Consider the following 21317-nt stretch of genomic DNA (forward strand, 5'->3'; position numbering starts at 1 on the left):
GGGGTCCCGGTCAGCCGACGCGTTCGATGCGCGCCTTCCTGATCAGGAACTTGCCGGGCTCACGGACCTGCTCGAAGGCCGCGTTGTTCAGCAGCGCACAGCTCCCGGAGGTCGAGGTGACCGACACCGTGGTCGACTTGTTGTTGTCCAGATTGGTCACCTTGAGCTTGGTGCCCAGCGGGAACTGGTTGCTGGAGGCGGCGGGCGCGCCGCTCTCCCCGGACAGGGTGACCGTCGAGCCCGCGCAGACCACCTGACCCGTCGCGCCGTTCGCCGGCGGCGCGGCCTGACCCTGGTTCTGGTTCTGCCCCTGGTTCTGCCCCTGACCCTGACCGGCAGGCGCGGCAGGCGCGGCGGGCGCGGCCTGGGCGGCCCCGCATCCGGCGGCCGCGCGCTGCACGTTGATCTGCTTGATCACCGCCTCGCGGTTGGCGATCCGCGCCGCCGACTGGGCGTCGGGGTTGGCCTTCTGCCCCGCGATGAAGTTCTCGTTGTTGCGCAGCGCCTGGTCGAGCCCGTCGCACACGACCGACGCGTGGCCCATGCTCATGGTGACCACGGCGAAGCCGCCGGCCAGGGTGGCCGCGCCGGCCATGAGCGCGATCTTCTGCTTGGTGCTCATCGTGCGTTTCCTGGACATGGGGCCCCTTTCCTCCGACCGGCCGTCGATCGGATCCGGTCCGCATGTCCTCAGAAACGGAGCGCCGTTGGTCTGGACCTCAATCGGTTCGGAATTTCGGACACGGAAGGGCTCTCTGTGCTACGGGCCGGTAGCTTCGCCGTCCCAGCGGACGACCAGCCGTCCGCCCTCCTCCGTGACCCGGTGCCCGAACTCGGCGCAGGCGCGCCGGAACCGCCGCGCGATCCAGGCGCGTTCACCGGCGTTGGCCAGCCGGGTGAAGCAGTAGTCGAGGGCGATCGGCACCCCCTCCACCCGGACGGGGCGGCAGCCGGCGCCGTCGAACGTGACGAGGAAGAGCAGGCCCCGGTCGTTGCGCAGCCGCGGATCGGTCGCGTAGTCGTCGACGAAGTCGCCGAGGTCGTAGAGCACCCCGTCCCGCACGCCGTGGAAGACGTGCGCGGAGCTGCCCGCGACCAGCGCGGCGCCCGCCGTACGCAGGGCCGAGGCGGCGTCGCGGATGTAGCGGGCCGGGCCGGTGGTCATGTTGGGGCCCCAGTGGGGGGTGACGAGCACCGCCGCGGTCTCCTCGCGCAGTCGCGCGACGCCGTCGGTGAGCCACGGCGGGGCACCCTCGCGCAGATCGGCGTAGGCGACACCGGGGCGGTCCGGTCCCGCGGCGTAGTCGGACGGATGGTCGGTGACGCCCAGGACGCCGAGACCGCCGGGGCCGCCGATCACCGCCGGGGCGCGCGCCGCCGACTCGTCCGGTCCGGCCCCGACGGCGGTGATCCCGGCGGCGGCCAGATGCTCCAGGGTGTCCAGGAGCGCCACCCGGCCGTAGTCCAGGGCGTGGTTGTTGGCCAGGTTGACGCAGCTCACGCCGAGGTGCCGGAGTGCGCGCACGGCGACGGGCGGAGCCCGGAAGAAGAAGGGCTTGAAGGGGTCGGGCCAGGGCTCACCGCGATCGGAGATCGCGCACTCCAGGTTGAGGACGAAGAGGTCCGCCTCCCGCGCGACGGCCACGACCTCCTCGGAGAACAGCGCCTCCGGAGGGGCCTCGGCCAGCCGCGCGGCGACCATGCGGCCGAGCATGGTGTCGCCGGCCAGACCGAGCTTCACCCTTCCATCGTGCACCCGGCGGCCTCCGGCCGGGTCAGTCCCCCTCGTCCTCGCGGGAGCGGTCCTTCCACCGCGGATCGTTCTCCCACTGCAGGTTCCGCTCGGCCGCCAGCTCCATCGCCCGCTCCGCCTCCGCGCGGCTCGGATACGGCCCCATCCGGTCCTTCGCCGGGCACTCCGGGCCCTCCTCGACCTTGTGGTGCTCGATGCAGTAGAACCACTCACCGGGCTTCCCCGCGGGCTTGCGGACTCGCCTGAACAGCGCCATCGTGCCTCCTCGTACGACGTCCTGCCGCCATGCTGCCCGACCGGCCGCCGATACACTCACTGACATGTCTGTCCTGGTTCCCGGCAAGCTCTCCCCCACCCGTCACGTGCCCGCCTCGATCCCGCGTCCGGAGTACGTGGGCAGGCCGGCGCCTCGGCCGTACGACGGCCCGGAGGTGCAGTCGGCGGAGACGATCGAGAAGATGCGGATCGCCTCGCGGATCGCCGCGCAAGCCATGGAGGAGGCGGCGAAGGCGATCGCGCCCGGGGTCGCCACCGACGAGCTGGACCGGATCGCGCACGAGTACATGTGCGACCACCAGGCCTACCCCTCGGACCTCGGTTACCGGGGCTTCCCCAAGTCGCTGTGCTCCTCCATCAACGAGGTCATCTGCCACGGCATCCCCGACTCCACCGAGCTGCGCGACGGCGACATCGTCAACCTCGACGTCACGGCGTACATCCACGGGGTCCACGGGGACACCAACGCCACCTACTTCGTCGGTGAAGTCGCCGAGGAGTCAAGGCTGTTGGTGGAACGCACCCGGGAATCCCTGAATCGCGCCATCAAGGCGGTCAAGCCGGGGCGGCAGATCAATGTGATCGGCCGGGTCATCGAGTCCTACGCCAAACGATTCGATTACGGCGTCGTGCGCGACTTCACCGGCCACGGCATCAATACCGCCTTCCACTCCGGCTTGATCATTCCGCATTACGACGACCCGCGCGCGACCACGGTGATGAGGCCGGGGATGACCTTCACCATCGAGCCGATGCTGACCCTGGGCACCCACGAGTACGAGATCTGGGACGACGGCTGGACGGTCGTCACCAAGGACCGCAAGCGCACCGCGCAGTTCGAGCACACCCTTGTGGTGACGGACACAGGCGCCGAGGTGCTGACCCTGCCTTGACCCTTCCATTACCTTTCCTTTGCATAAATGAGGGCAAGGCGAGGTGGGCCTCGGATAGGTTAGGCAAGCCTTCCACAGGAAAGGCTTGCCTAAGCCGTCCTCGTCCGAACCGCCAGGAGACCGCATGTCCGCCGTCCGCATGTCCGCCGTAGCCGCCGCCGGCATAGTGGTCGCCGTCACGGCCGTCACCGGTTGCGCGGAGAAGGCGGACGGCAAGTCCTCCGACGCCATCACGATCACCGCGACGGACTCCAAGTGCGAGGTCTCCAAGACCAGTTTCCCGGCCGGGCACGTACAGCTCGCCGTGGAGAACAAGGGCTCGAAGGTCACCGAGGTCTACGTCTACACGCCCGGCGACGAGATCGTGACCGAGCGGGAGAACATCGGCCCCGGCACCAAGGCCACCATCAGCGCCGAGATCAAGGCCGGTGCGTACGAGATCGCCTGCAAGCCCGGTATGCAGGGCGACGGCATCCGCCAGAAGATCACCGTCACCGGCAAGGGCGCCGCCAAGAGCGACTCGCGCCTGGACGCCGCGGTCGCCGCGTACCGCAAGTACGCCCAGGAGCAGGCCGATCTGACCCTCCCGGCGGTCACCGAGTTCGCCGAGGCCGTCAAGCAGGGCAACCTCGAGGCCGCCAAGGCCGAGTTCGCCACCTCTCGCATCGGCTGGGAGCGGACCGAGCCGGTCGCCGAGTCCTTCGGCGACATCGACCCCAAGGTCGACGTCCGCGAGGACGGCCTGGAGGAGGGTCAGGACGTCGAGAAGGACTGGACGGGCTGGCACCGCCTCGAGCGCTCCCTGTGGAAGGACAAGAAGCTCACCGACCGCGACAAGGAGCTCGCCGACCAGTTGGTCAACGACCTGAAGGACTGGCAGAGCCGGGTCGGCACCGCCGACATCACCGCGACCAGCATGGCCAACGGCGCCAAGGAGCTGCTGGACGAGGTCGCCACCGGCAAGGTCACCGGCGAGGAGGACCGCTACTCCCACACCGACCTGTCGGACTTCAACGCCAACGTCGAGGGCGCCCTGAAGGCGTACGAGCTGCTGAAGCCGGTCGCCGCGGAGAACGACCCCGAGCTCGTCGCGGAACTGGACAAGCAGTTCCCGGCCCTGAAGACGCTGCTGGACAAGTACCGCAAGGGCGGCAGCTCGACGGAGTTCGTCTCCTACGACACCGTCGGCAAGGACCAGCGCAAGGAGCTCTCGGACGCCGTCAACGCGCTCGCCGAGCCCCTGTCCAAACTCGCCGCGGCCGTCGCCAAGTAATCCAAGGGAGCATCGGACCATGTCCGAGGAGACCGTCACGTCGCGTCGCAAGGTGCTCGGCTGGACCGGGGCGGGCGTCGCTGTCGCCGCGGCCGCGGCCGGGGGCGCCGTGGCCGCCGTCCGCTCCGGGAACGACGTGCAGCCCGCGGCCGCCGCGGGCAGTGCGATCGCCTTCCACGGGGCGCACCAGGCCGGCATCACGACCCCGGTGCAGGACCGGTTGCACTTCGCGTCCTTCGACGTCAAGACCGAGGACCGCGAGGAGCTGATCGCCCTCCTGAAGGAGTGGACCGACGCCGCCCGCAAGATGACGCAGGGCCGGCCCGTCGGCGAGGGCGCGGTCGGCGGCCTCGCCGAGGCCCCGCCGGACGACACCGGTGAGGCGCTGGGCCTGCAGGCCTCGCGGCTGACCCTCACCATCGGCTTCGGCCCCTCGCTGTTCACGACGAAGGACGGCAGGGACCGCTTCGGCCTGAAGCAGCACCGTCCCGAGGCTCTGGTGGACCTGCCGAAGTTCTCCGGCGACGCCCTCGACCCCAACCGCAGCGGCGGCGACCTGTGCGTCCAGGCCTGCGCAGACGACCCCCAGGTGGCGGTGCACGCCATCCGCAACCTGGCCCGGATCGGCTTCGGCAAGGTCGCGATGCGCTGGTCGCAGCTCGGCTTCGGCAAGACCTCCTCGACCACCCCCGAGGCGCAGACCCCGCGCAACCTGATGGGCTTCAAGGACGGCACGCACAACGTCGCGGGCTCCGACAAGGCCACCCAGGACAAGCACGTGTGGGTGTCCGGCAAGGACGGCCCGGCCTGGATGGCCGGCGGCTCGTACCTGGTCGCCCGCCGCATCCGGATGCACATCGAGACCTGGGACCGCACCTCGCTGCGGGAGCAGGAGCAGATCTTCGGCCGGACGAAGGGCGAGGGCGCCCCGATCGGCAAGCAGCGCGAGCACGACGCCCCGGACTTCAAGGCGATGCTCCCGGACGCGCACGTACGGCTGGCGCATCCGGACAACAGCGGCGTGACGATCCTGCGCCGCGGCTACTCCTTCACGGACGGCACCGACGGCCTTGGCCGCCTGGACGCGGGGCTGTTCTTCATCGCGTACCAGCGCGACGTCCGGGACGGCTTCATCCCGCTGCAGACGCGGCTGGCGAAGCTCGACTCGCTCAACGAGTACATCCAGCACGTGGGTTCGGCCGTCTACGCCGTACCGCCGGGCGTCCGTGGCAAGGACGACTGGTGGGGCCGCGAGCTCTTCCAGAACAACTGAGAGGAAGTGACAGGCGGTGTTCGGCAACTACCTGATCGGGCTCCGTGAGGGCCTGGAGGCCAGCCTGGTCGTCTGCATCCTGGTCGCGTACCTGGTGAAGACCGACCGCAAGGACAAGCTGCCGCCGGTCTGGCTCGGCGTGGGCAGCGCGGTGCTGCTGAGCATGGCCTTCGGCGCCGCGCTGCAGTTCGGCTCCTCCACCCTGACCTTCGAGGCGCAGGAGGCGCTGGGCGGTTCGCTGTCGATCATCGCCGTCGGCCTGGTGACCTGGATGGTCTTCTGGATGCGGCGCACCGCGCGGCACATGAAGACCGAGCTGCACGGCAGGCTCGACGCCGCCATCGCCATGGGCACCGGCGCGCTGGTCGTCACCTCCTTCCTCGCCGTGGGGCGTGAGGGACTGGAGACCTCGCTCTTCATCTGGACCGCCGTGCAGGCCACCGACGACGGTGTGCGTCCGCTGGTGGGCGCGGTGCTCGGACTGCTGACCTCGGTGGTGCTGGGCTGGCTGTTCTACCGGGGCGCGCTGCGCATCAACCTGGCCAAGTTCTTCACCTGGACCGGCGCCATGCTGGTCGTGGTCGCGGCGGGCGTGCTCGCGTACGGCTTCCACGACCTGCAGGAGGCGGGCTGGCTGCCGGGGCTGGACGCGCGGGCCTTCGACATCAGCGAGCAGATCCCGCCGGACTCCTGGTACGGGACGCTGCTCAAGGGCGTGTTCAACTTCCAGCCCAACCCGACCTGGCTGCAGGTCGTGTTCTGGGCTCTGTATCTCGCACCGACGATGTTCCTCTTCCTCCGCCCCGGTAGGGTTACCGCGCCGGCCGTGAAGCCGTCCGCCGCTGCCCCGAAGGAGCCCACCTCCGATGACCCGCAGGTCGCGATTCCTGCCAGCGCTCGTCCTGCTGACTCTGACGGCGGCACCGCTGACCGGATGCGTGACGGTGCACGGGGAACGGGCGCTCGTCCCGTCGGTGACGAAGGCTGAGGCCGCCAAGGCCCTGGACCGCTTCATCGAGGTCAACAACGAGGCGAACAAGAACCTCGACGCGAAGCTGATCGGCACCGTCGAGACCGGCCCCCTCGGCGCCGTCGACAGTGCCGGTCTGCGCGCCCGGCACGCCGTCGCCTCCGGTGGCAACCCCGACCACAAGAAGCTCGCCCTCAGCGACGCGCGCTTCCTGATACCCCGCCAGCGCGGCTGGCCCAAGTGGTTCGTGGCCGACGTCGCGCCGAGCGTGGGCGGGTCCGGCGCCGGCACGACCCGGTGGCTGATGGTCTTCGAACGGAACAGCTCGGGCGAGGCATGGCGGGCGCCGTACGTGAGCCCCGTCCGGGCCTCCGCCGTACCGGAGTTCACCCGCGACGCGCGGGGCCACGTCGAACCGGTGTCCGCCGACCGGTCCGGACTGCTGCTGGATCCGGGCGACTTGAGCGGCGCCTACACCGGCTACCTGGGCAAGGGCGACGCCAAGGACACATCCCTGTTCGCCCCGGGCTCGTCCACCTCGCAGCTGATCACGAGCCGGGTGAAGACCGTCCGTACGGCCGACTCGGCCACCCAGTACGCCGACCAGCCCGCCGAGGAGGGGGATTTCGCCCCGGTCGGGCTGCGGACCGAGGGCGGCGGCGCGCTGGTCTTCTTCGCCTCGCACCACACGGCGAAGATCACCATGCTGCGGCCGGGTGTCGCGCCGCCGGTCGACTCGTACACGAAGGCGCTGATGACCGGCACCGCGAAGAAGTCGGTCACCCTGGGCCGGGTCGCCCGTCAGGTCGTGCTCGTCCCGGCGAAGAAGGACGGCGGCGGCCAGGTCATCTTCCTCAGCCGCACCACGGGGCTGGTCGCGGCACGCGGGGAGTAGCAGCCGGCCCCGGTCGCACCCGGACAGGCACCCCGGGCGGCAGCCGGGGGATCAGTGCAGCCAGCCGGCCGCCTCCGGCTCGGGCTCGACCTGGGCGCAGGCGTCGGTCAGCGCGCCGAGCAGCGGCAGCGGATCGGGCAGGGCGCGGTCCGGCCCGTGGCCGGCGACCCAGGCGACGGTGGCGCCGGACGGCAGACGGGAGGGCGGCAGCAGCACATAGCTGGCGCGGCAGTGCCAGCGCAGCCCCGGGTGCTCGTCGAGGGTCTCGGGATGGCAGTCCAGCTCGCACGGCCACCACTCGTCCTCGTCGGCGGTGGCGCGGCTGGCCGTGAAGAAGAGCATCCGACCGTCGCTGACGGCGACCGGACCGGCCTCGGCGCCCTCGACGGCCAGCCGTTCCAGGGCGATCCGGCCCGCCTCGGCGGGTACGTCCAGGACATCGTGGGCGATGCCGGTGGCGGTGATGAAGTTGGCCAGCGGATGGGCGCGCAGCCAGCGCCTGACCTGATCGGGGTCGGTGGTGGCCTGGGTCTGCCAGGCGAAGGAGACGGGGTGCGTGCCCGGGGTGGGGCAGCCGATCCGGTCACAGGAACAGCGATAGCCGGAGACGGGGGACGGATGGGCGGCGGGCGCCAGCGGCAGGCCCGCAGCCGCGGCCTCCAGCAGGAGCTCGTCCCGGCGCAGATCGTCCCCGTTCCGGCCACCCGCGGCCGCGCGGACCGCGGCCCCGTCCACTCCGCCGGCTCCACGCTCCCCCGCTTTGCGGCGCAGCCAGTCGGACAACCTGCCCTTGGTGACCATCGAGCCCCTTTCCTCGCCCCGTGAACCCCTGCTCCACCCTACGTAACGAGGGAAAGGCCGTATGCGGAATCCACGGATGGTTGAAACCATCCTGCTCCTGGTCGGCATTCCGGCCGCACTCGGGGTCCCCCCGGTCAGGAGACCCCCGAATGGCCCATTTCGGCCCCGCTAATCATGACAAACACGTCTAGCGTTCCATGAGTGACTTAACGGGTATGAGTCACAATTTTCAGCGCGCCGCAGCTCACGGCGCCCACCGAACCGCCCGCCACCCACGCCCCCTCGTGACCACCATCACCCGCGACACGACGCGCCGCCCCCGACCGGCGAGGGTCCCCGACACCCGTTTTCCGACAGGTTGTCGGCAAGCCATTGACTTAGGCTTACCTAAGTTGCGACGATTCCTGCAGGCCCGACGCAGGAGGATTTCCTTGACGCCAGCCCCCGGCCCCGCCGCCGCACCGTTCTCGGCCGTCATCCGCACCGCCGGCCACGACCGGCACACCGAGGCGGAGAACTCGACGTTCATCAGCGACCTGCTCGGCGGCCGCCTCGGTGTCGCCGCGTACGCCCGCTACACCGAGCAGCTGTGGTTCGTGTACCGGGCGCTGGAGGACGCGACCGGCGCGCTGGCCGGCGATCCGGTGGCCGGTCCCTTCCTGAGGCCCGAGCTGATGCGGGTCGTCGCCCTGGAACGCGATCTGGACCACCTCCTCGTCCCCGGGTGGCGGGACCGCGCCGCCGCGCTGCCGGAGACCCTCGCCTACGCCGCCCGTATCACCGCGACCGCCCGCGACTGGCCGGCCGGCTACGTCGCCCACCACTACACCCGCTACCTCGGCGACCTGTCCGGGGGGCAGGTCATCCGCGGCATCGCGGAGAGGACCTGGGGCTTCGCCCGCAAGGGTGACGGCGTGCGCTTCTACGTCTTCGAGGCGATCGGCAACCCCGCGGCCTTCAAGCGCGAGTACCGGGCCCTGCTGGACGCCGTGCCGGTCAACGAGCTCGAGAAGCAGCGTGTGGTGGAGGAGTGCCGGCGGGCCTTCGCGTACAACTCTGCGGTCTTCGCGGCGCTGGGCCGGGAGTTCCCGCTGTCGGCCTGACGGTCCGACCGCCCCGGGACGGCAGGCCGGGCCGCCGGCAGTGCCTCCGGTCCGCCGGGCAGGCGTCATCGGTGCCGCCGTCTCCGGCAGTCGTGGGGCTCCCGTCGGCGACGTCCCTGCCGACAGCCGGTGGGCGCGGGTGGCGAACCCTGCTGATCACGAACACGGGAGTGGCCCGCGCGCTCGCCCGGCGCCCGCGCAGCAGGGAGGGCGGTTCCCCGGACACCGCCGTGCTCGACACGGTCGCCACCGCCTCGACGGGCCGCGCGCCATCACGCTCGCCGGCGCCCTCCTCGTGAACGTCCCTTCACCGCGCCTCCACGGGGGCGTGCTCACGTCCGAGGCGCGGGCGGTCCGGGTGGCCTCCGCGGCGTGACCGAGACGCCCCCGGCGGAGCCGGCAGAGCCGATTCGACGACGGGCTCTAGCCGAGGGGGGAGCTCCAGCCCGAGGGGTCGACTCCGCCCGGGACCGGGGCCGTCCGCTCGTAGGGGGTGCGGGTGAAGACGAAGGAGCCGAGGTCGAGATGGCTGACGGTGCCGTCGGGGGTGCGCACCGCACGGAGGGTCTCACCGTCGTAGTAGCCGTCCAGGCCGGTCCAGGTGCCGTCCGGTTGCGCGCGGAAGCGAGCGCCGCGGGCGGTGCCGGACAGGGCGGTCAGTTCCAGGTCGCGGCCGGCGCGCAGGCGCAGGACGTGCGGGGCCGTGCCCCAGTACCAGGGGCCGGTGAGGGCGAGCAGCTCCGGGTCGGGGTCGGAGACGGGCCGCCAGGGCTCGGGGATGCGGGGTTCGCGCTCGGCGACGATGCGCAGCAGGTCGGCGGCGATCGTCGTCGCCGGGGCGCCGGTGGTGGAGTTGGCGAGGACGACCGCGCCGAGTCCCTCCGCCGTGTCGCACCACAGCCCGGCCACGAAGCCGGGCATCGAGCCTCCGTGGCCCACCAGCACGCGGCCGCCCGGGCCCCGCATCAGCTGCACGCCGAGGCCCTGGTCGCCGCCCGGGGCGGCCGGTCGCCGCATCTCCTCCAGCGTCGCGGGCACCAGGACGCGCTCGTCACCCGCGGCGAGGAAGGCGGCCCAGCGGCACAGGTCGTCGGCGGTGGACCACAGTTCGCCCGCAGGGGACATCAGTCCGGTGTCCTGCACGGACTCGGCCATCATCAGCTCCGCGTACGGGTGGACGGCCCAGCCGCCGGCGTGCGGGGCCTGCGGGCGCCGCGTCGTACGGGTCATCCCCAGCGGCTCGAGGACCTCGGAGGTCAGCACCTCGTCCCAGGGCCGGCCGTCGTGGAGCGTCTCGACGACCGCGCCGAGCAGGGCGTACCCGGGGTTGGAGTAGTGGTGGCGTTCGCCGGCGGGGTGCAGCCGCGAGGCCTCGCCGAGGAGGTCGGCCGTCTCCGGGCGCAGCCCGCCGGGGGTGCGCTCCCACCAGGGGCCAGGGGTCTCCGCGGCCAGTCCCGCGGTGTGCGCGAGGAGTTGGCGCACAGTGACCCCGTCCGCGGGGGTGCCGCCGATGTGCTTCTCGACGGGGTCGTCCAGCCCGAGGCGCCCCGCGTCGCGCAGCCGCATCACCAGCACGGCCACGAAGGTCTTGGTGATGGAGCCGATCCGGTACTGGGTGTCCCCGTCCGGGGCGTGCCCGTCCACGCAGGAACGCGCCCCGGTCCACACGGTGTCGCCGTCCCGGACGACGGCCCCCACGAGGGAGGGGGTGCGGCTGCCGGACTGGGCGACCGCGACGCGGTGCAGCAGGGCCCGGCGGGTGTCCGGGAGCAGGAGCAGGGCGTCGTCGGGGTCCGTCTGCGGTGTCGGCATGCGCTCACCTTAGAGGCCTGCCCCGGCGGGGTGGCGGGCACATGGGTGCGGGCGTCAGCTGGTGAGGAGCACGCCGGCGTAGGAGACGGTGGCGATGAGGGTCCAGGAGATCAGGCCGACGGCGGCCACGCGCGGCCCGGTCCGCGCCAGGGCGCGCAGGTTCACCATGCTGCCGAGCCCCACCATGGCCATGGCCAGCAGCAGTTGCTGCAGCTGCTGCGCGCCGTCGAGCACGCCGGCCGGCAGGACGCCGGTGCTGCGCACGGCGATCATGGCGAGGAAGCCGACGACGAACAGGGGCAGCAGCGGGGTCCGCCGCGCGGCCGCGGCGGCGTCCGCTCCCGCGGCGCCCGACATGGCGCGCCGTCGGCGCACGGTGTAGGCGACCGCGGCGACCAGGGGCGCCAGGAGCGCGACGCGCATCAGCTTGACGAGCACCGCCTCACCGAGCGCCGCCGGACCCGCGGTCTGGGCCGTCGCGACGACCTGTCCGACGTCGTGCACGCCGGCCCCGGCCCAGCGCCCGAACTGCACGTCGTCCAGGCCGAGCGGGTGGTGCAGCAGCGGCAGCACGCCGATGGCGAGGGTGCCGCAGAGCGTGACCAGGGCGACGGACGCGGCCACGTCCTCCTCGTCGCTGCCGGTGACCTGGCTCACCGCGCCGATGGCGGAGGCGCCGCAGATGGAGTAGCCGGTGGCGATGAGCAGGGGCTGGTCGCCGCGCAGGCCCATGCGGCGGCCGAGCCATACGGTGCCCCAGAAGGTGGCGGCCACGACGCAGACGACCATGCCGGCCGTGGCCCAGCCGAGGCCGAGCACGTCGTCGAGGCTGAGTTGCAGCCCGAGGACGACGACGCCGACCCGCATCAGCCGTTTGCCGGCGAAGGTCAGCCCGGGCCGGGCCCGGCCGCGCAGGGTCGCGCGCAGCCCCGGCAGGTTGGCCGCGGCGATGCCGAGGACGACGGCGGTGGTGGGCACCGGCACGGCGGGCAGCAGCCGGTGCAGCGCGGTCGCCAGGACGGCGCCGAGGGCGGCGACCAGCAGGCCGGGCAGCACGGCCGCGGCGGCCCGGCGGCGCCCCGCACCGCCTCCGGCGGGGGACGCGGCGGGCGGCGCGGGCGGGCGGACGGCCGGCGTCGCCCCGCGAGGGGCGGTCGCGGGGGTGCGCGTCGCGGTGCGGAGGTTCACCGTTCGCCGACCGGCAGCCGGTAGACGCGTCGCACGCTGGAACCCAGGCGGGAGATGTCGGCCCCGTAGATGTGCAGCGATATCGCCTTGCCGGTGCCGCCGTTCCACACCTCGTGGATGTCGCCGGGCGGCGCGAAACCGCAGACCTCGCCCTGGGCGTTGACGACGTCCTGGGTGGGGACGAGGCGGGAGCCGGCGCCGTCGGGGACCAGCCGGTAGCGGCGCTCGTGCTCCCGGCCCTGGTGGACGCCCGTGACGCACCAGGAGACGTGGTCGTGGATGGACGTCCGCTGTCCCGGCAGCCAGACCAGGGCGACGATCGAGAAGCTGCCGTCCTCCTCGGCGTGCAGGATGTGCTGGCGGTAGCGGTCCGGGTCGCCCTCGGTGTGCCGGTCGGCCAGCAGGTCGGCGGCGCCGAGGTGCGGCGCGAGCCGTTCGCCCACCAGGTGGGCCGTCGGGCCGGGCGGCAGGCCACGGCCGACCGTCTCGCGCACCTCGTCGACGAGGCGGGCCAACCGGGCGGTGGGCGCGGAGAGCGCCGGAACGGTCGCGGAGGTCATGGTCGCAGCGTCCGTGCGCACGGGCCCGCGCGTCCACTGACAGTTCCTTCACCCCGCTTTGCCCCTCCTTATGGATGGGGTGCGGGTCAGCAGCCGCTGCGCCGCTCGGCGACCGCCTTGAGCGCGTCGAGCACCAGGGCCGCCGCCGGGATCCGCAGGTGGTCGCGCGGCACGTACGCCGCGACCCGGCGGCGGGACACCGGGTCCAGCGGCCGTCCGGTGACCCGGTCCAGCCGCATGAAGGACAGCACCAGCCCGGGCATCATCGCGACCCCCAGCCCCTCGGCGACCAGCGACTGCACCACGAGGTTGTCGTCGGTGGCGAAGGCGATGTCGGGGGCGAAGCCCAGCTCGGCGCACTCGTGGAGGAAGTTGACCCGGCAGCGCATGCAGCCGGCGATCCAGCGCTCGTCCGCCAGGTCGCCGAGCCTGACCGAGCGTGACCTGGCCAGCCGGTGCCCGGCCGGCATCAGGACCATGAGCTGGTCCTCCACCAGCGGGATCTCGACCAGGTCGTCCGGCACGGCCTCGTGGAGTCCCGGGTACGTGAAGGCGAGGGTGATGTCGCACTCGCCGCGGGTGACCCGCTCCAGCGAGTCGGGCGGTTCGTCCCCCAGCAGCTCGACCCGTATGCCGGGGTGCTCGGCCGCGAGCAGGGCCAGCGCCTCGGGGATCAGGGTGGCGTTGGCGCTGGGGAAGGCGCACAGCCTCACCCGTCCGGTCTCCAGCCGGGTCACCGCCCCTATCTGCTCCCAGGCCACGGACATGCTGTCGAGGATGGTCTCGGCGTGCCGGGCCAGCGCCTCACCCGCCTCGGTCAGCCGCATGCGCCGCCCGACGCGGACGAAGAGCGCGGTGCCCACCGAGCGCTCCAGCGCCTTCATCTGCTGGGTGACCGCGGGCTGCGTATACCCCAGCGCCACGGCCGCTGCCGAGTAGGAGCCGGCAGTGACCACGGTGTGGAACGTCTTGATGTGCCTGGAATCGAACACCCCCGAATCATAAGAGGAACTTGGGACAACCCGGCATGGGCCCGCTGGTGCTTCTGGGACCGCCGTGCCGGGGGGTGTTTGCGTCCGCAATCCGGTGCGCGGTGTCCGCCGCGGGTCCACCATGTGACTACGGCCTCAACCACACCGCGAGGAGCCTTCATTGAGCGCAGCGCGAACCGCCTCGTACCGCCGGTATCTGATGTGTCCTCCCACGTACTTCCGCGTCACGTACTCCATCAACCCCTGGATGGATCCCACGAAGCCGGTCGACCCCGCGCTCGCCCTGCTCCAGTGGGAGGACCTCCGCGACCGCTACCGCTCGCTGGGGCACACCGTCGACATCCTGCAGCCGCTGCCGGGCCTGCCGGACATGGTCTTCGCCGCCAACGGCGCAACCGTGGTCGACGGCCGGGTCTTCGGTGCCCGCTTCGCCAACACCGAGCGGGCCGCGGAGGCACCCGCGCACCGCGAGTGGTTCCTCAACCGCGGCTACGGCGAGGTGCACGATCCGCACCACATCAACGAGGGCGAGGGGGACTTCGCCGTCACCGAGAGCTGGCTGCTGGCCGGGAAGGGCTTCCGCAGCAGCCCGCTGTCGCACGCCGAGCTCCAGGAGTTCTTCGGCCGCCCCGTCATCGGCCTGGAACTGACCGACCCGCACTTCTACCACCTCGACACCGCGCTGTGCGTGCTCTCCGGCGACGAGATCATGTACTACCCCGACGCCTTCTCCCCCGGCAGCCGCGCGGTGCTGCGCCGGCTCTTCCCCGACGCGCTGACCGCCACCCGCCAGGACGCGGCGGCCTTCGGGCTCAACTGCGTCAGCGACGGCCTGCACGTCCTGATCCCCGCCGGGGCCACCGGGCTGCTGCGGCCGCTGCGCGACCGCGGCTTCGAGCCGGTCCCGGTGGACATGTCCGAACTGCACAAGGCCGGCGGCAGCGTGAAGTGCTGCACCATGGAGCTGCGCGACTGAGCGTGATACGAAAGGGCGCATGTCGCAGCAGCTGCCTCTTCGCACCTCGTACGACGCCGTGATCGTCGGCGGCGGCCACAACGGCCTGGTCGCCGCCACGTACCTCGCCCGCGCGGGCCGCTCCGTGCTGCTGCTGGAGCGGCTCCCCGGCACCGGCGGCGCCGCCGTGTCGACCCGCGCCTTCACCGGCCTGGACGCACGGCTGTCCCGGTACTCGTACCTGGTCAGCCTGCTGCCCCGGAAGATCGTCGACGACCTGGGGCTGCGCTTCGCGGTCCGGCGGCGGCGCATCTCGTCGTACACCCCGCACGGGGACGGGGGGCTCCTCGTCGACGCCGAGTCGCCGTCGCGGACCCGCGAGAGCTTCGTCCGGCTGACCGGCTCCGACCGCGACTTCGAGGCGTGGCAGCGCTTCTACGGCATGACCCAGCGGGTCGCCGAGCGCGTCTTCCCCACCCTGACCGGGCCGCTGCCCTCGCGCGCCGAGCTGGAGCGGATCGTCGACGACCCGGAGGCCTGGTCGGCGCTGTTCGAACGGCCGCTGGGCGAGACCGTCGAGGCCGCCTTCGAGGACGACGTGGTGCGGGGCGTCGTGCTGACCGACGGCCTGATCGGCACCTTCACGCACGCCCATGACCCGTCCCTGCTGCAGAACCGCTGCTTCCTCTACCACGTCGTCGGCGGCGGCACGGGCGACTGGGACGTGCCCGTGGGCGGCATGGGCGCCCTCACCGACGCCCTGGCGGACGCGGCGCGGGCGGCCGGGGCGGAGATCGTGACCGGCACCGAGGTCACGTCCGTCGAGACGGACGGCACCCGGGCCGAGGTCGCCTTCGAGGGCGGCCTGGTGGGGGCGGGGCACGTGCTGGTCAACGCCTCGCCGTACGCCCTGGCCGGCCTGCTGGGCGAAGCCGCCCCGGAGAAGCCGGAGGGTGCCCAGCTCAAGGTCAACATGCTGCTGCGGCGGCTGCCGCGGCTCCGCGACACCTCGGTCGACCCGCGCGACGCCTTCGCCGGCACCTTCCACATCGCCGAGTCGTACGCCCAGCTGGACCGGGCCTACCGCGAGGCGGCGGAGGGCGCGGTCCCGACCGCGCCCCCGTCCGAGATCTACTGCCACTCCCTGACCGACCCCTCGATCCTCGCCCCGGAACTGGCCGCGCAGGGCATGCACACCCTCACGCTCTTCGGGCTGCACGCCCCGGCGCGGCTCTTCGCGGACGACCCGGCGCAGGCGAAGGAGACCCTGGTCAAGGCGACGCTGGCGCAGCTGGACGCGGTGCTCGCGGAGCCCTTGGCGGACTGCCTGGCGGTGGACGGGGACGGGCGGCCGTGCATCGAGGCGAAGTCCCCGCTCGACCTGGAGCGGGAGGTGGGCCTCCCCGGCGGGCACATCTTCCACCGCGACCTCGCCTTCCCGTACGCGGAGTCGGGCGGCGGCACCTGGGGCGTCGAGACCGCGCACCCGAACGTGCTGCTCTGCGGGGCGGGCGCGGTGCGCGGCGGCGGCGTCAGCGGCATCCCGGGCCACAACGCGGCCATGGCGGTGCTCGGCGGCCGGTGAGCGCGCGGCAGGATGCGCCCTGCCCAATGCCGCACGTCGTCGGCGGCAGGCGGTCGCTCCGCGAACCCGGGGCGCGGGCCGCACGTCGTCGTACCCCTCACACCACTGCGGGCGCCGCACCACGCGGTCCGGCGAACCGCAGGCCGCCGCCCGCCAACGGAGAGGCGGTCGCTCCGCGAGCCCGGGACGCGGGCCGTGCCCCGGTAGCCCGAGCCCGACCCGGGGCTACTCCGGCTCCGCCGGAGGAGGCGGCCACGCGTCGCCCCACGCGACGTCACGGGCCGCACGGTACAGCGGCCCGTGCCGCTTGCTCACCGTGTCCCGGCGCAGGCCGTCCTCGACCGTGCACAGGTCGATGAGGACCTGGCCCTTGCGGATCTGCGGATGCCGCACCACGCGGTCCGGCGAGCCGTCGCCCGCCGCGGGGAAGCGTGCGGCCGCGACATAGCTGAACTTCTCGTCCTCGTACGGCAGGGAGCCCCCCTTGACCTGCCGGTGCAGCGACGTCCGGGCGACCCGCGCCGCGAAGTGGCACCAGTCCGGGGCCTGCACCGGGCAGGCACCGTCGTGGGGGCAGGGGGCGAGGACGTGGAAGCCGGCCGCGATGAGCCGCTCGCGCGCCGCAAGGACGCGTGCGTAGCCGTCGGGCGTGCCCGGTTCGACGACGATCACGGCGCCGGCCGCGGCGCGCGCCGCCTCGGCGACGACCGCGTCGCGATCGGCCTCCGTGAGCTCGCCGATGACGTACGACAGCGTGATCAGGTCCGCCTCGGGCAGCCGTGCCCCGGTGCCGAGCGGCGCCTTGTGCCAGCGCGCGTCCCGCACGGGGGCGTGCTCCGCCCCGGCGGCCAGCTCGCGGCCGAGTGAGAGGGCCGCGTCGGACCAGTCCAGGACGGTGCTGGTGTGCGTACCGCCCTCCCAGGCGTCGGCGACCGCCCAGGTCGCGGCACCGGTCCCGCCGCCCACGTCCAGGTGGCTCGCCGGCGCCCACTCCCCCGCCCTGGCCCGGAACTCCGCCAGCGCCGCGCCGACCGCGGCGTGGGTGGCCGGCATGCGGTACGCGGCGTACGCGGCGACATCGGAACGGTCGCGGAGGATGGGGGTGCTGCTGGGCGTACGCCCCCGGTAGGTGGCGATCAGCCGCTCGACGGCCTGGGCGGCACGGCCGGGCGGGAGCCCGTCGAGGAGGTCGGCGAGGGCGGCTTGCAGAGAGGACACAAGGGTCAAGGGTAAGGGCCGCCGGGAGTGGGCCGGCGCGGTCGCCGGTAGGGTGCACCGGCACCCGGTTCACAGGAGGTCTCGCGGTGTTCGTGGAGATCGTGCTCACGGCCCTGCCCCTCGACCGCGACGAGGTCGAGGAGGCGCTGGAGGCCGCGTTCGAGGCCGACGGCGAGATCACGGGCGCCGGGACCGGCATGGGCAGCTGCCACCTCGACCTGGAGATCGACGACGATGTGGACAGGGACGGCGCTTTGCGCAGGATTTACCGCACGCTCCGGGAACTCGGCGCAAGTGACCACGCCCAGGTGATCGTCCGCGACTGACACCGGCGCCAGGCTCCGCCGTCATGGCCTCGCCGGATGAGCAAGTGACGGACGCACGACGTGACTTCGGCCGCCTGTGGGGCGCCTACGCGGTGAGCACGGCGGGCAGCGCGATCGGTGCCGGGGCCCTGCCCCTGGTGGCCGTCCTGGTCCTGGACGTCTCCACCTTCCAGGTCTCCCTCCTCGCCGCGCTGTCGGCGGTCGCGGGCGCCGCCATCACCCGGGGGTTGACGGCGACAACCCCGCGGTCAGCCCGTCGGCCGTGCTGCCGGGGCCGGGGCGGCTTTCGCCGTGCCGGACTGGGGGAACAGCGGTGCGGGGGGCGGAAGGCGGCCGTCGTCTCCGGCCGCGCAGCGCTGCGCGATCAGGGCCGCGGCACCCGGCAGGAAGGGCTCCAGTTCTCCGGCGAGTGCACGGCAGGCGTGCACCAGGGCGGCCAGCACCGCCTCCAGGCGGCGGCCGGCGGAGGCGTTGCGGTGCCTGCGTTCGGCGCGGGCCAGCTCCCAGGGGCGGGTCTCGTCGATGCAGCGGTTGGCCTCGTCGACGATCCGCCACAGTGCGGCCGTGGCCCGCCGGAAGTCCACGTCGTGCAGGGCCTCCGCGATCCGCTCCGGTGCCTCGCGACAGGCCGTCAGCAGCGCCTCCGTACCGGGCTCGCCGGGTTCCTCCGCCCGGCCCTCCTCCGGGACGACGCCGTCGCGGAACCGGTGGACCATCGTCACCACCCGGTGGACGAGGTTGCCCAGGCCCCCGGCCAGGTCCGCGTCGGCGCGGGCGACCAGCCGCTCGCGGGTGAAGTCGGCGTCGCCGACCCGGGGCACCTCGCGCAGCAGCCACCAGCGCACGGCGTCGGTGCCGTGCTCGGCGGCCAGTTCCTCCGGGTCGACGGTCGTGCCCGCCGACTTGCTGATCTTGCGGCCCTCCACCGTCAGGTAGTCGTGGACGAGGATGTCCGTCGGCAGCGGCAGCCCGGCCGACAGCAGCATCGCGGGCCAGTAGACGGCGTGGAAGCGCACCACGCCCTTGCCCACCAGGTGCACGCGCCGCCCGTCGCCCGCCCACCACTGGTCGTACGCGGCGCCGCGCTCCCCGTCGGGGCCGCCGTAACCGAGGCTGGTGACGTAGTTGCCGAGGGCGTCCCACCAGACGTAGATCACCTGCCCGGGGTCGCCGGGCACCGGGATTCCCCAGCCGCGGGCCCGGGTCTGCGAGCGGGAGACGGAGAAGTCGCGCAGGCCGCGCGCGAGCAGGGCGAGCACCTCGTTGCGGCGCGCGGCCGGCTCGATGCGCAGCCGTCCGTCCTCGATCAGCCCGCGCAACTGCGCGGTGTAGCGGGACAGCCGGAAGAACCAGTTCTCCTCGGCGACCGTCTGCGGCTCGGTGCCGTGCTCGGCGCAGCGGCCGTCGACCAGGTCGTCGGGGGTGTAGAACTGCTCGCAGCCCACGCAGTACAGGCCTTCGTAGTGCTCGCGGTACAGGTCGCCCGCGGCGGCGCAGCGGCGCCAGAGGCGCTCCACGCCGGCACGGTGGCGGGGGTCGCGGCTGGTGCGGATGAAGTCGTCCAGGGAGAGCGCGAGCGGGGCGTCCAGCGCGGCGAAGGCGGCCGCGTTGCGGTCCACGAGGTCCTGGACGGGGATGCCCTCGGCCTCGGCGGCGAGCACGTTCTTCAGCGAGTTGTCGTCCGTGCCGCTGAGGAAGCGCACCGGCTCGCCGCGGCGGCGGTGGTGCCGGGCCAGCACGTCGGCCTGCACCAGTTCGAGCGCGAAGCCCAGATGGGGGCGGGCGTTGACGTACGGGATGGTGGTCGTGACGTAGAAACGGGAAGCCTGGGGCACGGTCATCGGAACCTCCGGGAAGGACGGTGGCGGGGCTCCGACGCGCAAAAGGATCGAGGCCCCGGTGGGGGGCCTCGGAAGACGCGGACGCGTCCGGTGTCAGCGGCCCCGGGCGGGGGCCATCATCTGCCGGTGCGAGACGTTCGCGATCATGCCTCGATGCTAGCAGCCGGGACGCTCGGTTCGCGGAGCCATTTCGCCAGGAAGGCGACGAGGAAGAGCGCGTGCCACGCCCCGGGGGGTGAGGAAGGCCAGGCAGAAGACGCCGGCCGGCCCCGGTTGCACGGCGAGGGCCGGCGGCCGGGAGGGGGCCGGGCGGTTCGCATGGCGCGTACAGCGACGCGCCCCTGAAGGGGCGTCACCCGACTGCCTCCGCACGGTGGCCGCCATCATATAAGCCCATAAAGTGGACGCCGTGTCCCGGAACCCCCGCGCCCTCGCGCTCCGTCTCGCCCTCGCCGCCGCGCTGTCGGGCGCCCTTTTCGCCGGCGCCTGCTCGCCCGGTGGCGCGGGCCCGGCCGAGCGCCCCGCCGCGGGGCGGTCCCCCGCGGCCTCCCGCGCCGCGCAGCCCTCCGGACTGGCCGGCATGCCCCCGGTGCTCGACTCCCGGGACATCTACTCGGCCGACCGGCCCGGGGCCTTCTCGCCCGCGGTCAAGGGCTTCCCGTCCCGGGTCTACGTGCCGAACACCAACTCCGACACGGTCTCCGTCATCGACCCCAGGACGTACAAGGTCGTCGACACCGTCCGGGTCGGCCGCCAGCCCCAGCACGTCGTCCCCTCATGGGACCTGAGGACCCTGTGGGTCAACGACGACCTGGGCAACACGCTCACCCCGATCGACCCCGCCACCGGAAGGGCCGGCAGACCGGTCGCGGTCCACGACCCGTACAACCTGTACTTCACCCCCAACGGCCGCTATGCCGTCGTCATGGCCTCCGCCGACCGGCAACTGGTCTTCCGCGACCCCCGCACCATGGCCGTCGTCAAGTCGGTGCCCGTCCCCTGCTGGGGTGTCAACCACGCCGACTTCTCCGCCGACGGGCGCTACTTCATCGTCTCCTGCGAGTTCTCCGGCGAACTGCTGAAGGTGGACACCGCGGGGATGCGGATCCTGGCCCGGCAGCAGCTGCCGCTCCACCACGCCATGCCCCAGGACGTCAAGCTCTCGCCCGACGGCCGCACCTGGTACGTCGCCGACATGACCGCCAACGGCGTCTGGGTGCTCGACGGCGACCGCTTCACCACCCCGCGCCTGCTCCCCACGGGCCGGGGCACCCACGGGCTCTACGTCAGCCGCGACTCCCGCACCCTCTACATCACCAACCGCGGGGAGGGCTCCGTCTCGCTGCTGGACTTCGCCAAGGGCCGGCTCGTCGGCAAGTGGCGCCTGCCGGGCGGCGGTTCGCCCGACATGGGCGGGGTCTCCGCCGACGGCAAGGTGCTGTGGCTGTCCGGCCGGTACGACTCCGAGGTGTACGCCATCGACACCCGTGACGGCCGCCTCCTCGCCCGCATCCCCGTGGGCTCGGGCCCGCACGGCCTGGCCGTCTACCCGCAGCCGGGACGGTACTCGCTGGGGCACACCGGGATCTTCCGCTAGGCCCGC

At 72.9% G+C, this 21317-nt stretch carries 20 protein-coding genes; 10 read left to right on the top strand and 10 right to left on the bottom strand.

The features are described 5' to 3' along the window. Positions 1 to 10 precede the first annotated feature (10 nt). From ACWDAS_RS08610 to ACWDAS_RS08620, 3 genes are all read right to left on the bottom strand, one after another. Positions 11 to 640, bottom strand: coding sequence for a hypothetical protein (locus ACWDAS_RS08610; protein ID WP_450388117.1), 630 nt, complete (start codon positions 638 to 640; stop codon positions 11 to 13). A 120-nt stretch (positions 641 to 760) separates the two neighbouring features. Beyond that, entirely contained in the window at positions 761 to 1741 is a 981-nt protein-coding gene (locus ACWDAS_RS08615) for a CapA family protein (protein WP_450388118.1), read from the bottom strand. A gap of 34 nt (positions 1742 to 1775) precedes the next feature. After that, entirely contained in the window at positions 1776 to 2009 is a 234-nt protein-coding gene (locus ACWDAS_RS08620) for a hypothetical protein (protein WP_450388119.1), read from the bottom strand. 64 nt (positions 2010 to 2073) lie between these two features. On the opposite strand from ACWDAS_RS08620, the gene map reads away from it, so the two are divergent. The 5 genes from map (at position 2074) to ACWDAS_RS08645 (ending at position 7333) form a co-directional block, all read left to right on the top strand. Then, on the top strand, positions 2074 to 2922 hold the full coding sequence (map, locus tag ACWDAS_RS08625; protein WP_450388120.1) for a type I methionyl aminopeptidase: 849 nt from the start codon (positions 2074 to 2076) through the stop codon (positions 2920 to 2922). A gap of 124 nt (positions 2923 to 3046) precedes the next feature. After that, positions 3047 to 4195, top strand: coding sequence for an iron uptake system protein EfeO (gene efeO, locus ACWDAS_RS08630; RefSeq protein ID WP_450388121.1), 1149 nt, complete (start codon positions 3047 to 3049; stop codon positions 4193 to 4195). 19 nt (positions 4196 to 4214) lie between these two features. Then, entirely contained in the window at positions 4215 to 5468 is a 1254-nt protein-coding gene (gene efeB / locus ACWDAS_RS08635) for an iron uptake transporter deferrochelatase/peroxidase subunit (protein WP_450388122.1), read from the top strand. A 16-nt stretch (positions 5469 to 5484) separates the two neighbouring features. Beyond that, positions 5485 to 6456: an iron uptake transporter permease EfeU gene (gene efeU / locus ACWDAS_RS08640; RefSeq protein ID WP_450388123.1), complete on the top strand. Its 972-nt coding sequence runs from the start codon at positions 5485 to 5487 to the stop codon at positions 6454 to 6456. Next, positions 6395 to 7333 (top strand): hypothetical protein, encoded by a 939-nt coding sequence (locus ACWDAS_RS08645; protein WP_450388221.1) that lies wholly within the window; start codon positions 6395 to 6397, stop codon positions 7331 to 7333. Before efeU ends, ACWDAS_RS08645 begins: the two co-directional genes overlap by 62 nt. A gap of 51 nt (positions 7334 to 7384) precedes the next feature. Here ACWDAS_RS08645 and ACWDAS_RS08650 read toward each other — a convergent pair whose 3' ends face one another. Continuing rightward, positions 7385 to 8134, bottom strand: coding sequence for a bifunctional DNA primase/polymerase (locus ACWDAS_RS08650; protein WP_450388124.1), 750 nt, complete (start codon positions 8132 to 8134; stop codon positions 7385 to 7387). Positions 8135 to 8565: 431 nt separating this feature from the next. Here ACWDAS_RS08650 and ACWDAS_RS08655 point away from each other — a divergent pair, with 431 nt between their 5' ends. Continuing rightward, positions 8566 to 9237, top strand: coding sequence for a biliverdin-producing heme oxygenase (locus ACWDAS_RS08655; RefSeq protein ID WP_450388125.1), 672 nt, complete (start codon positions 8566 to 8568; stop codon positions 9235 to 9237). A gap of 423 nt (positions 9238 to 9660) precedes the next feature. On the opposite strand, the gene ACWDAS_RS08660 is transcribed toward ACWDAS_RS08655, so the two are convergent. The 4 genes from ACWDAS_RS08660 to ACWDAS_RS08675 form a co-directional block, all read right to left on the bottom strand. After that, on the bottom strand, positions 9661 to 11049 hold the full coding sequence (locus tag ACWDAS_RS08660; RefSeq protein ID WP_450388126.1) for a serine hydrolase domain-containing protein: 1389 nt from the start codon (positions 11047 to 11049) through the stop codon (positions 9661 to 9663). Positions 11050 to 11103: 54 nt separating this feature from the next. Further along, positions 11104 to 12237, bottom strand: coding sequence for a YeiH family protein (locus ACWDAS_RS08665; RefSeq protein WP_450388127.1), 1134 nt, complete (start codon positions 12235 to 12237; stop codon positions 11104 to 11106). Beyond that, on the bottom strand, positions 12234 to 12797 hold the full coding sequence (locus ACWDAS_RS08670) for a cysteine dioxygenase (RefSeq protein ID WP_450388128.1): 564 nt from the start codon (positions 12795 to 12797) through the stop codon (positions 12234 to 12236). Before ACWDAS_RS08670 ends, ACWDAS_RS08665 begins: the two co-directional genes overlap by 4 nt. A gap of 86 nt (positions 12798 to 12883) precedes the next feature. Beyond that, positions 12884 to 13789, bottom strand: coding sequence for a LysR family transcriptional regulator (locus ACWDAS_RS08675; protein ID WP_450388129.1), 906 nt, complete (start codon positions 13787 to 13789; stop codon positions 12884 to 12886). Positions 13790 to 13949: 160 nt separating this feature from the next. Between ACWDAS_RS08675 and ddaH the strand changes: the two genes are divergently transcribed. Next, positions 13950 to 14765 carry a dimethylargininase gene (gene ddaH, locus ACWDAS_RS08680; RefSeq protein ID WP_450388130.1) on the top strand — a complete coding sequence of 272 codons (816 nt, stop codon included), beginning with the start codon at positions 13950 to 13952 and terminating at the stop codon, positions 14763 to 14765. 19 nt (positions 14766 to 14784) lie between these two features. Beyond that, a complete protein-coding gene (locus tag ACWDAS_RS08685) occupies positions 14785 to 16329 on the top strand; it encodes a phytoene desaturase family protein (protein WP_450388131.1) in 1545 nt (514 codons plus the stop codon). A gap of 225 nt (positions 16330 to 16554) precedes the next feature. Here ACWDAS_RS08685 and ACWDAS_RS08690 read toward each other — a convergent pair whose 3' ends face one another. Beyond that, complete coding sequence (locus tag ACWDAS_RS08690; RefSeq protein ID WP_450388132.1) at positions 16555 to 17547, bottom strand: small ribosomal subunit Rsm22 family protein; 993 nt, start codon at positions 17545 to 17547, stop codon at positions 16555 to 16557. An 86-nt stretch (positions 17548 to 17633) separates the two neighbouring features. On the opposite strand from ACWDAS_RS08690, the gene ACWDAS_RS08695 reads away from it, so the two are divergent. Beyond that, on the top strand, positions 17634 to 17873 hold the full coding sequence (locus ACWDAS_RS08695; protein WP_450388133.1) for a hypothetical protein: 240 nt from the start codon (positions 17634 to 17636) through the stop codon (positions 17871 to 17873). Between the two features lie 248 nt (positions 17874 to 18121). Here ACWDAS_RS08695 and metG read toward each other — a convergent pair whose 3' ends face one another. Beyond that, positions 18122 to 19714 (bottom strand): methionine--tRNA ligase, encoded by a 1593-nt coding sequence (gene metG, locus ACWDAS_RS08700; protein WP_450388134.1) that lies wholly within the window; start codon positions 19712 to 19714, stop codon positions 18122 to 18124. 409 nt (positions 19715 to 20123) lie between these two features. Here metG and ACWDAS_RS08705 point away from each other — a divergent pair, with 409 nt between their 5' ends. Further along, entirely contained in the window at positions 20124 to 21311 is a 1188-nt protein-coding gene (locus tag ACWDAS_RS08705) for a YVTN family beta-propeller repeat protein (protein WP_450388135.1), read from the top strand. Positions 21312 to 21317 lie beyond the last annotated feature (6 nt).

This window comes from Streptomyces sp. NPDC001070, assembly GCF_053598835.1.

What these genes read in the sequence shown, in the direction of transcription:
- ACWDAS_RS08610 (WP_450388117.1), bottom strand. Translation starts at nt 640, where the DNA reads ATGTCCAGGAAACGCACGATGAGCACCAAGCAGAAGATCGCGCTCATG.
- ACWDAS_RS08620 (WP_450388119.1), bottom strand. Translation starts at nt 2,009, where the DNA reads ATGGCGCTGTTCAGGCGAGTCCGCAAGCCCGCGGGGAAGCCCGGTGAG.
- map (WP_450388120.1), top strand. Translation starts at nt 2,074, where the DNA reads ATGTCTGTCCTGGTTCCCGGCAAGCTCTCCCCCACCCGTCACGTGCCC.
- efeO (WP_450388121.1), top strand. Translation starts at nt 3,047, where the DNA reads ATGTCCGCCGTCCGCATGTCCGCCGTAGCCGCCGCCGGCATAGTGGTC.
- efeB (WP_450388122.1), top strand. Translation starts at nt 4,215, where the DNA reads ATGTCCGAGGAGACCGTCACGTCGCGTCGCAAGGTGCTCGGCTGGACC.
- ACWDAS_RS08650 (WP_450388124.1), bottom strand. Translation starts at nt 8,134, where the DNA reads ATGGTCACCAAGGGCAGGTTGTCCGACTGGCTGCGCCGCAAAGCGGGG.
- ACWDAS_RS08660 (WP_450388126.1), bottom strand. Translation starts at nt 11,049, where the DNA reads ATGCCGACACCGCAGACGGACCCCGACGACGCCCTGCTCCTGCTCCCG.
- ACWDAS_RS08670 (WP_450388128.1), bottom strand. Translation starts at nt 12,797, where the DNA reads ATGACCTCCGCGACCGTTCCGGCGCTCTCCGCGCCCACCGCCCGGTTG.
- ACWDAS_RS08685 (WP_450388131.1), top strand. Translation starts at nt 14,785, where the DNA reads ATGTCGCAGCAGCTGCCTCTTCGCACCTCGTACGACGCCGTGATCGTC.
- metG (WP_450388134.1), bottom strand. Translation starts at nt 19,714, where the DNA reads ATGACCGTGCCCCAGGCTTCCCGTTTCTACGTCACGACCACCATCCCG.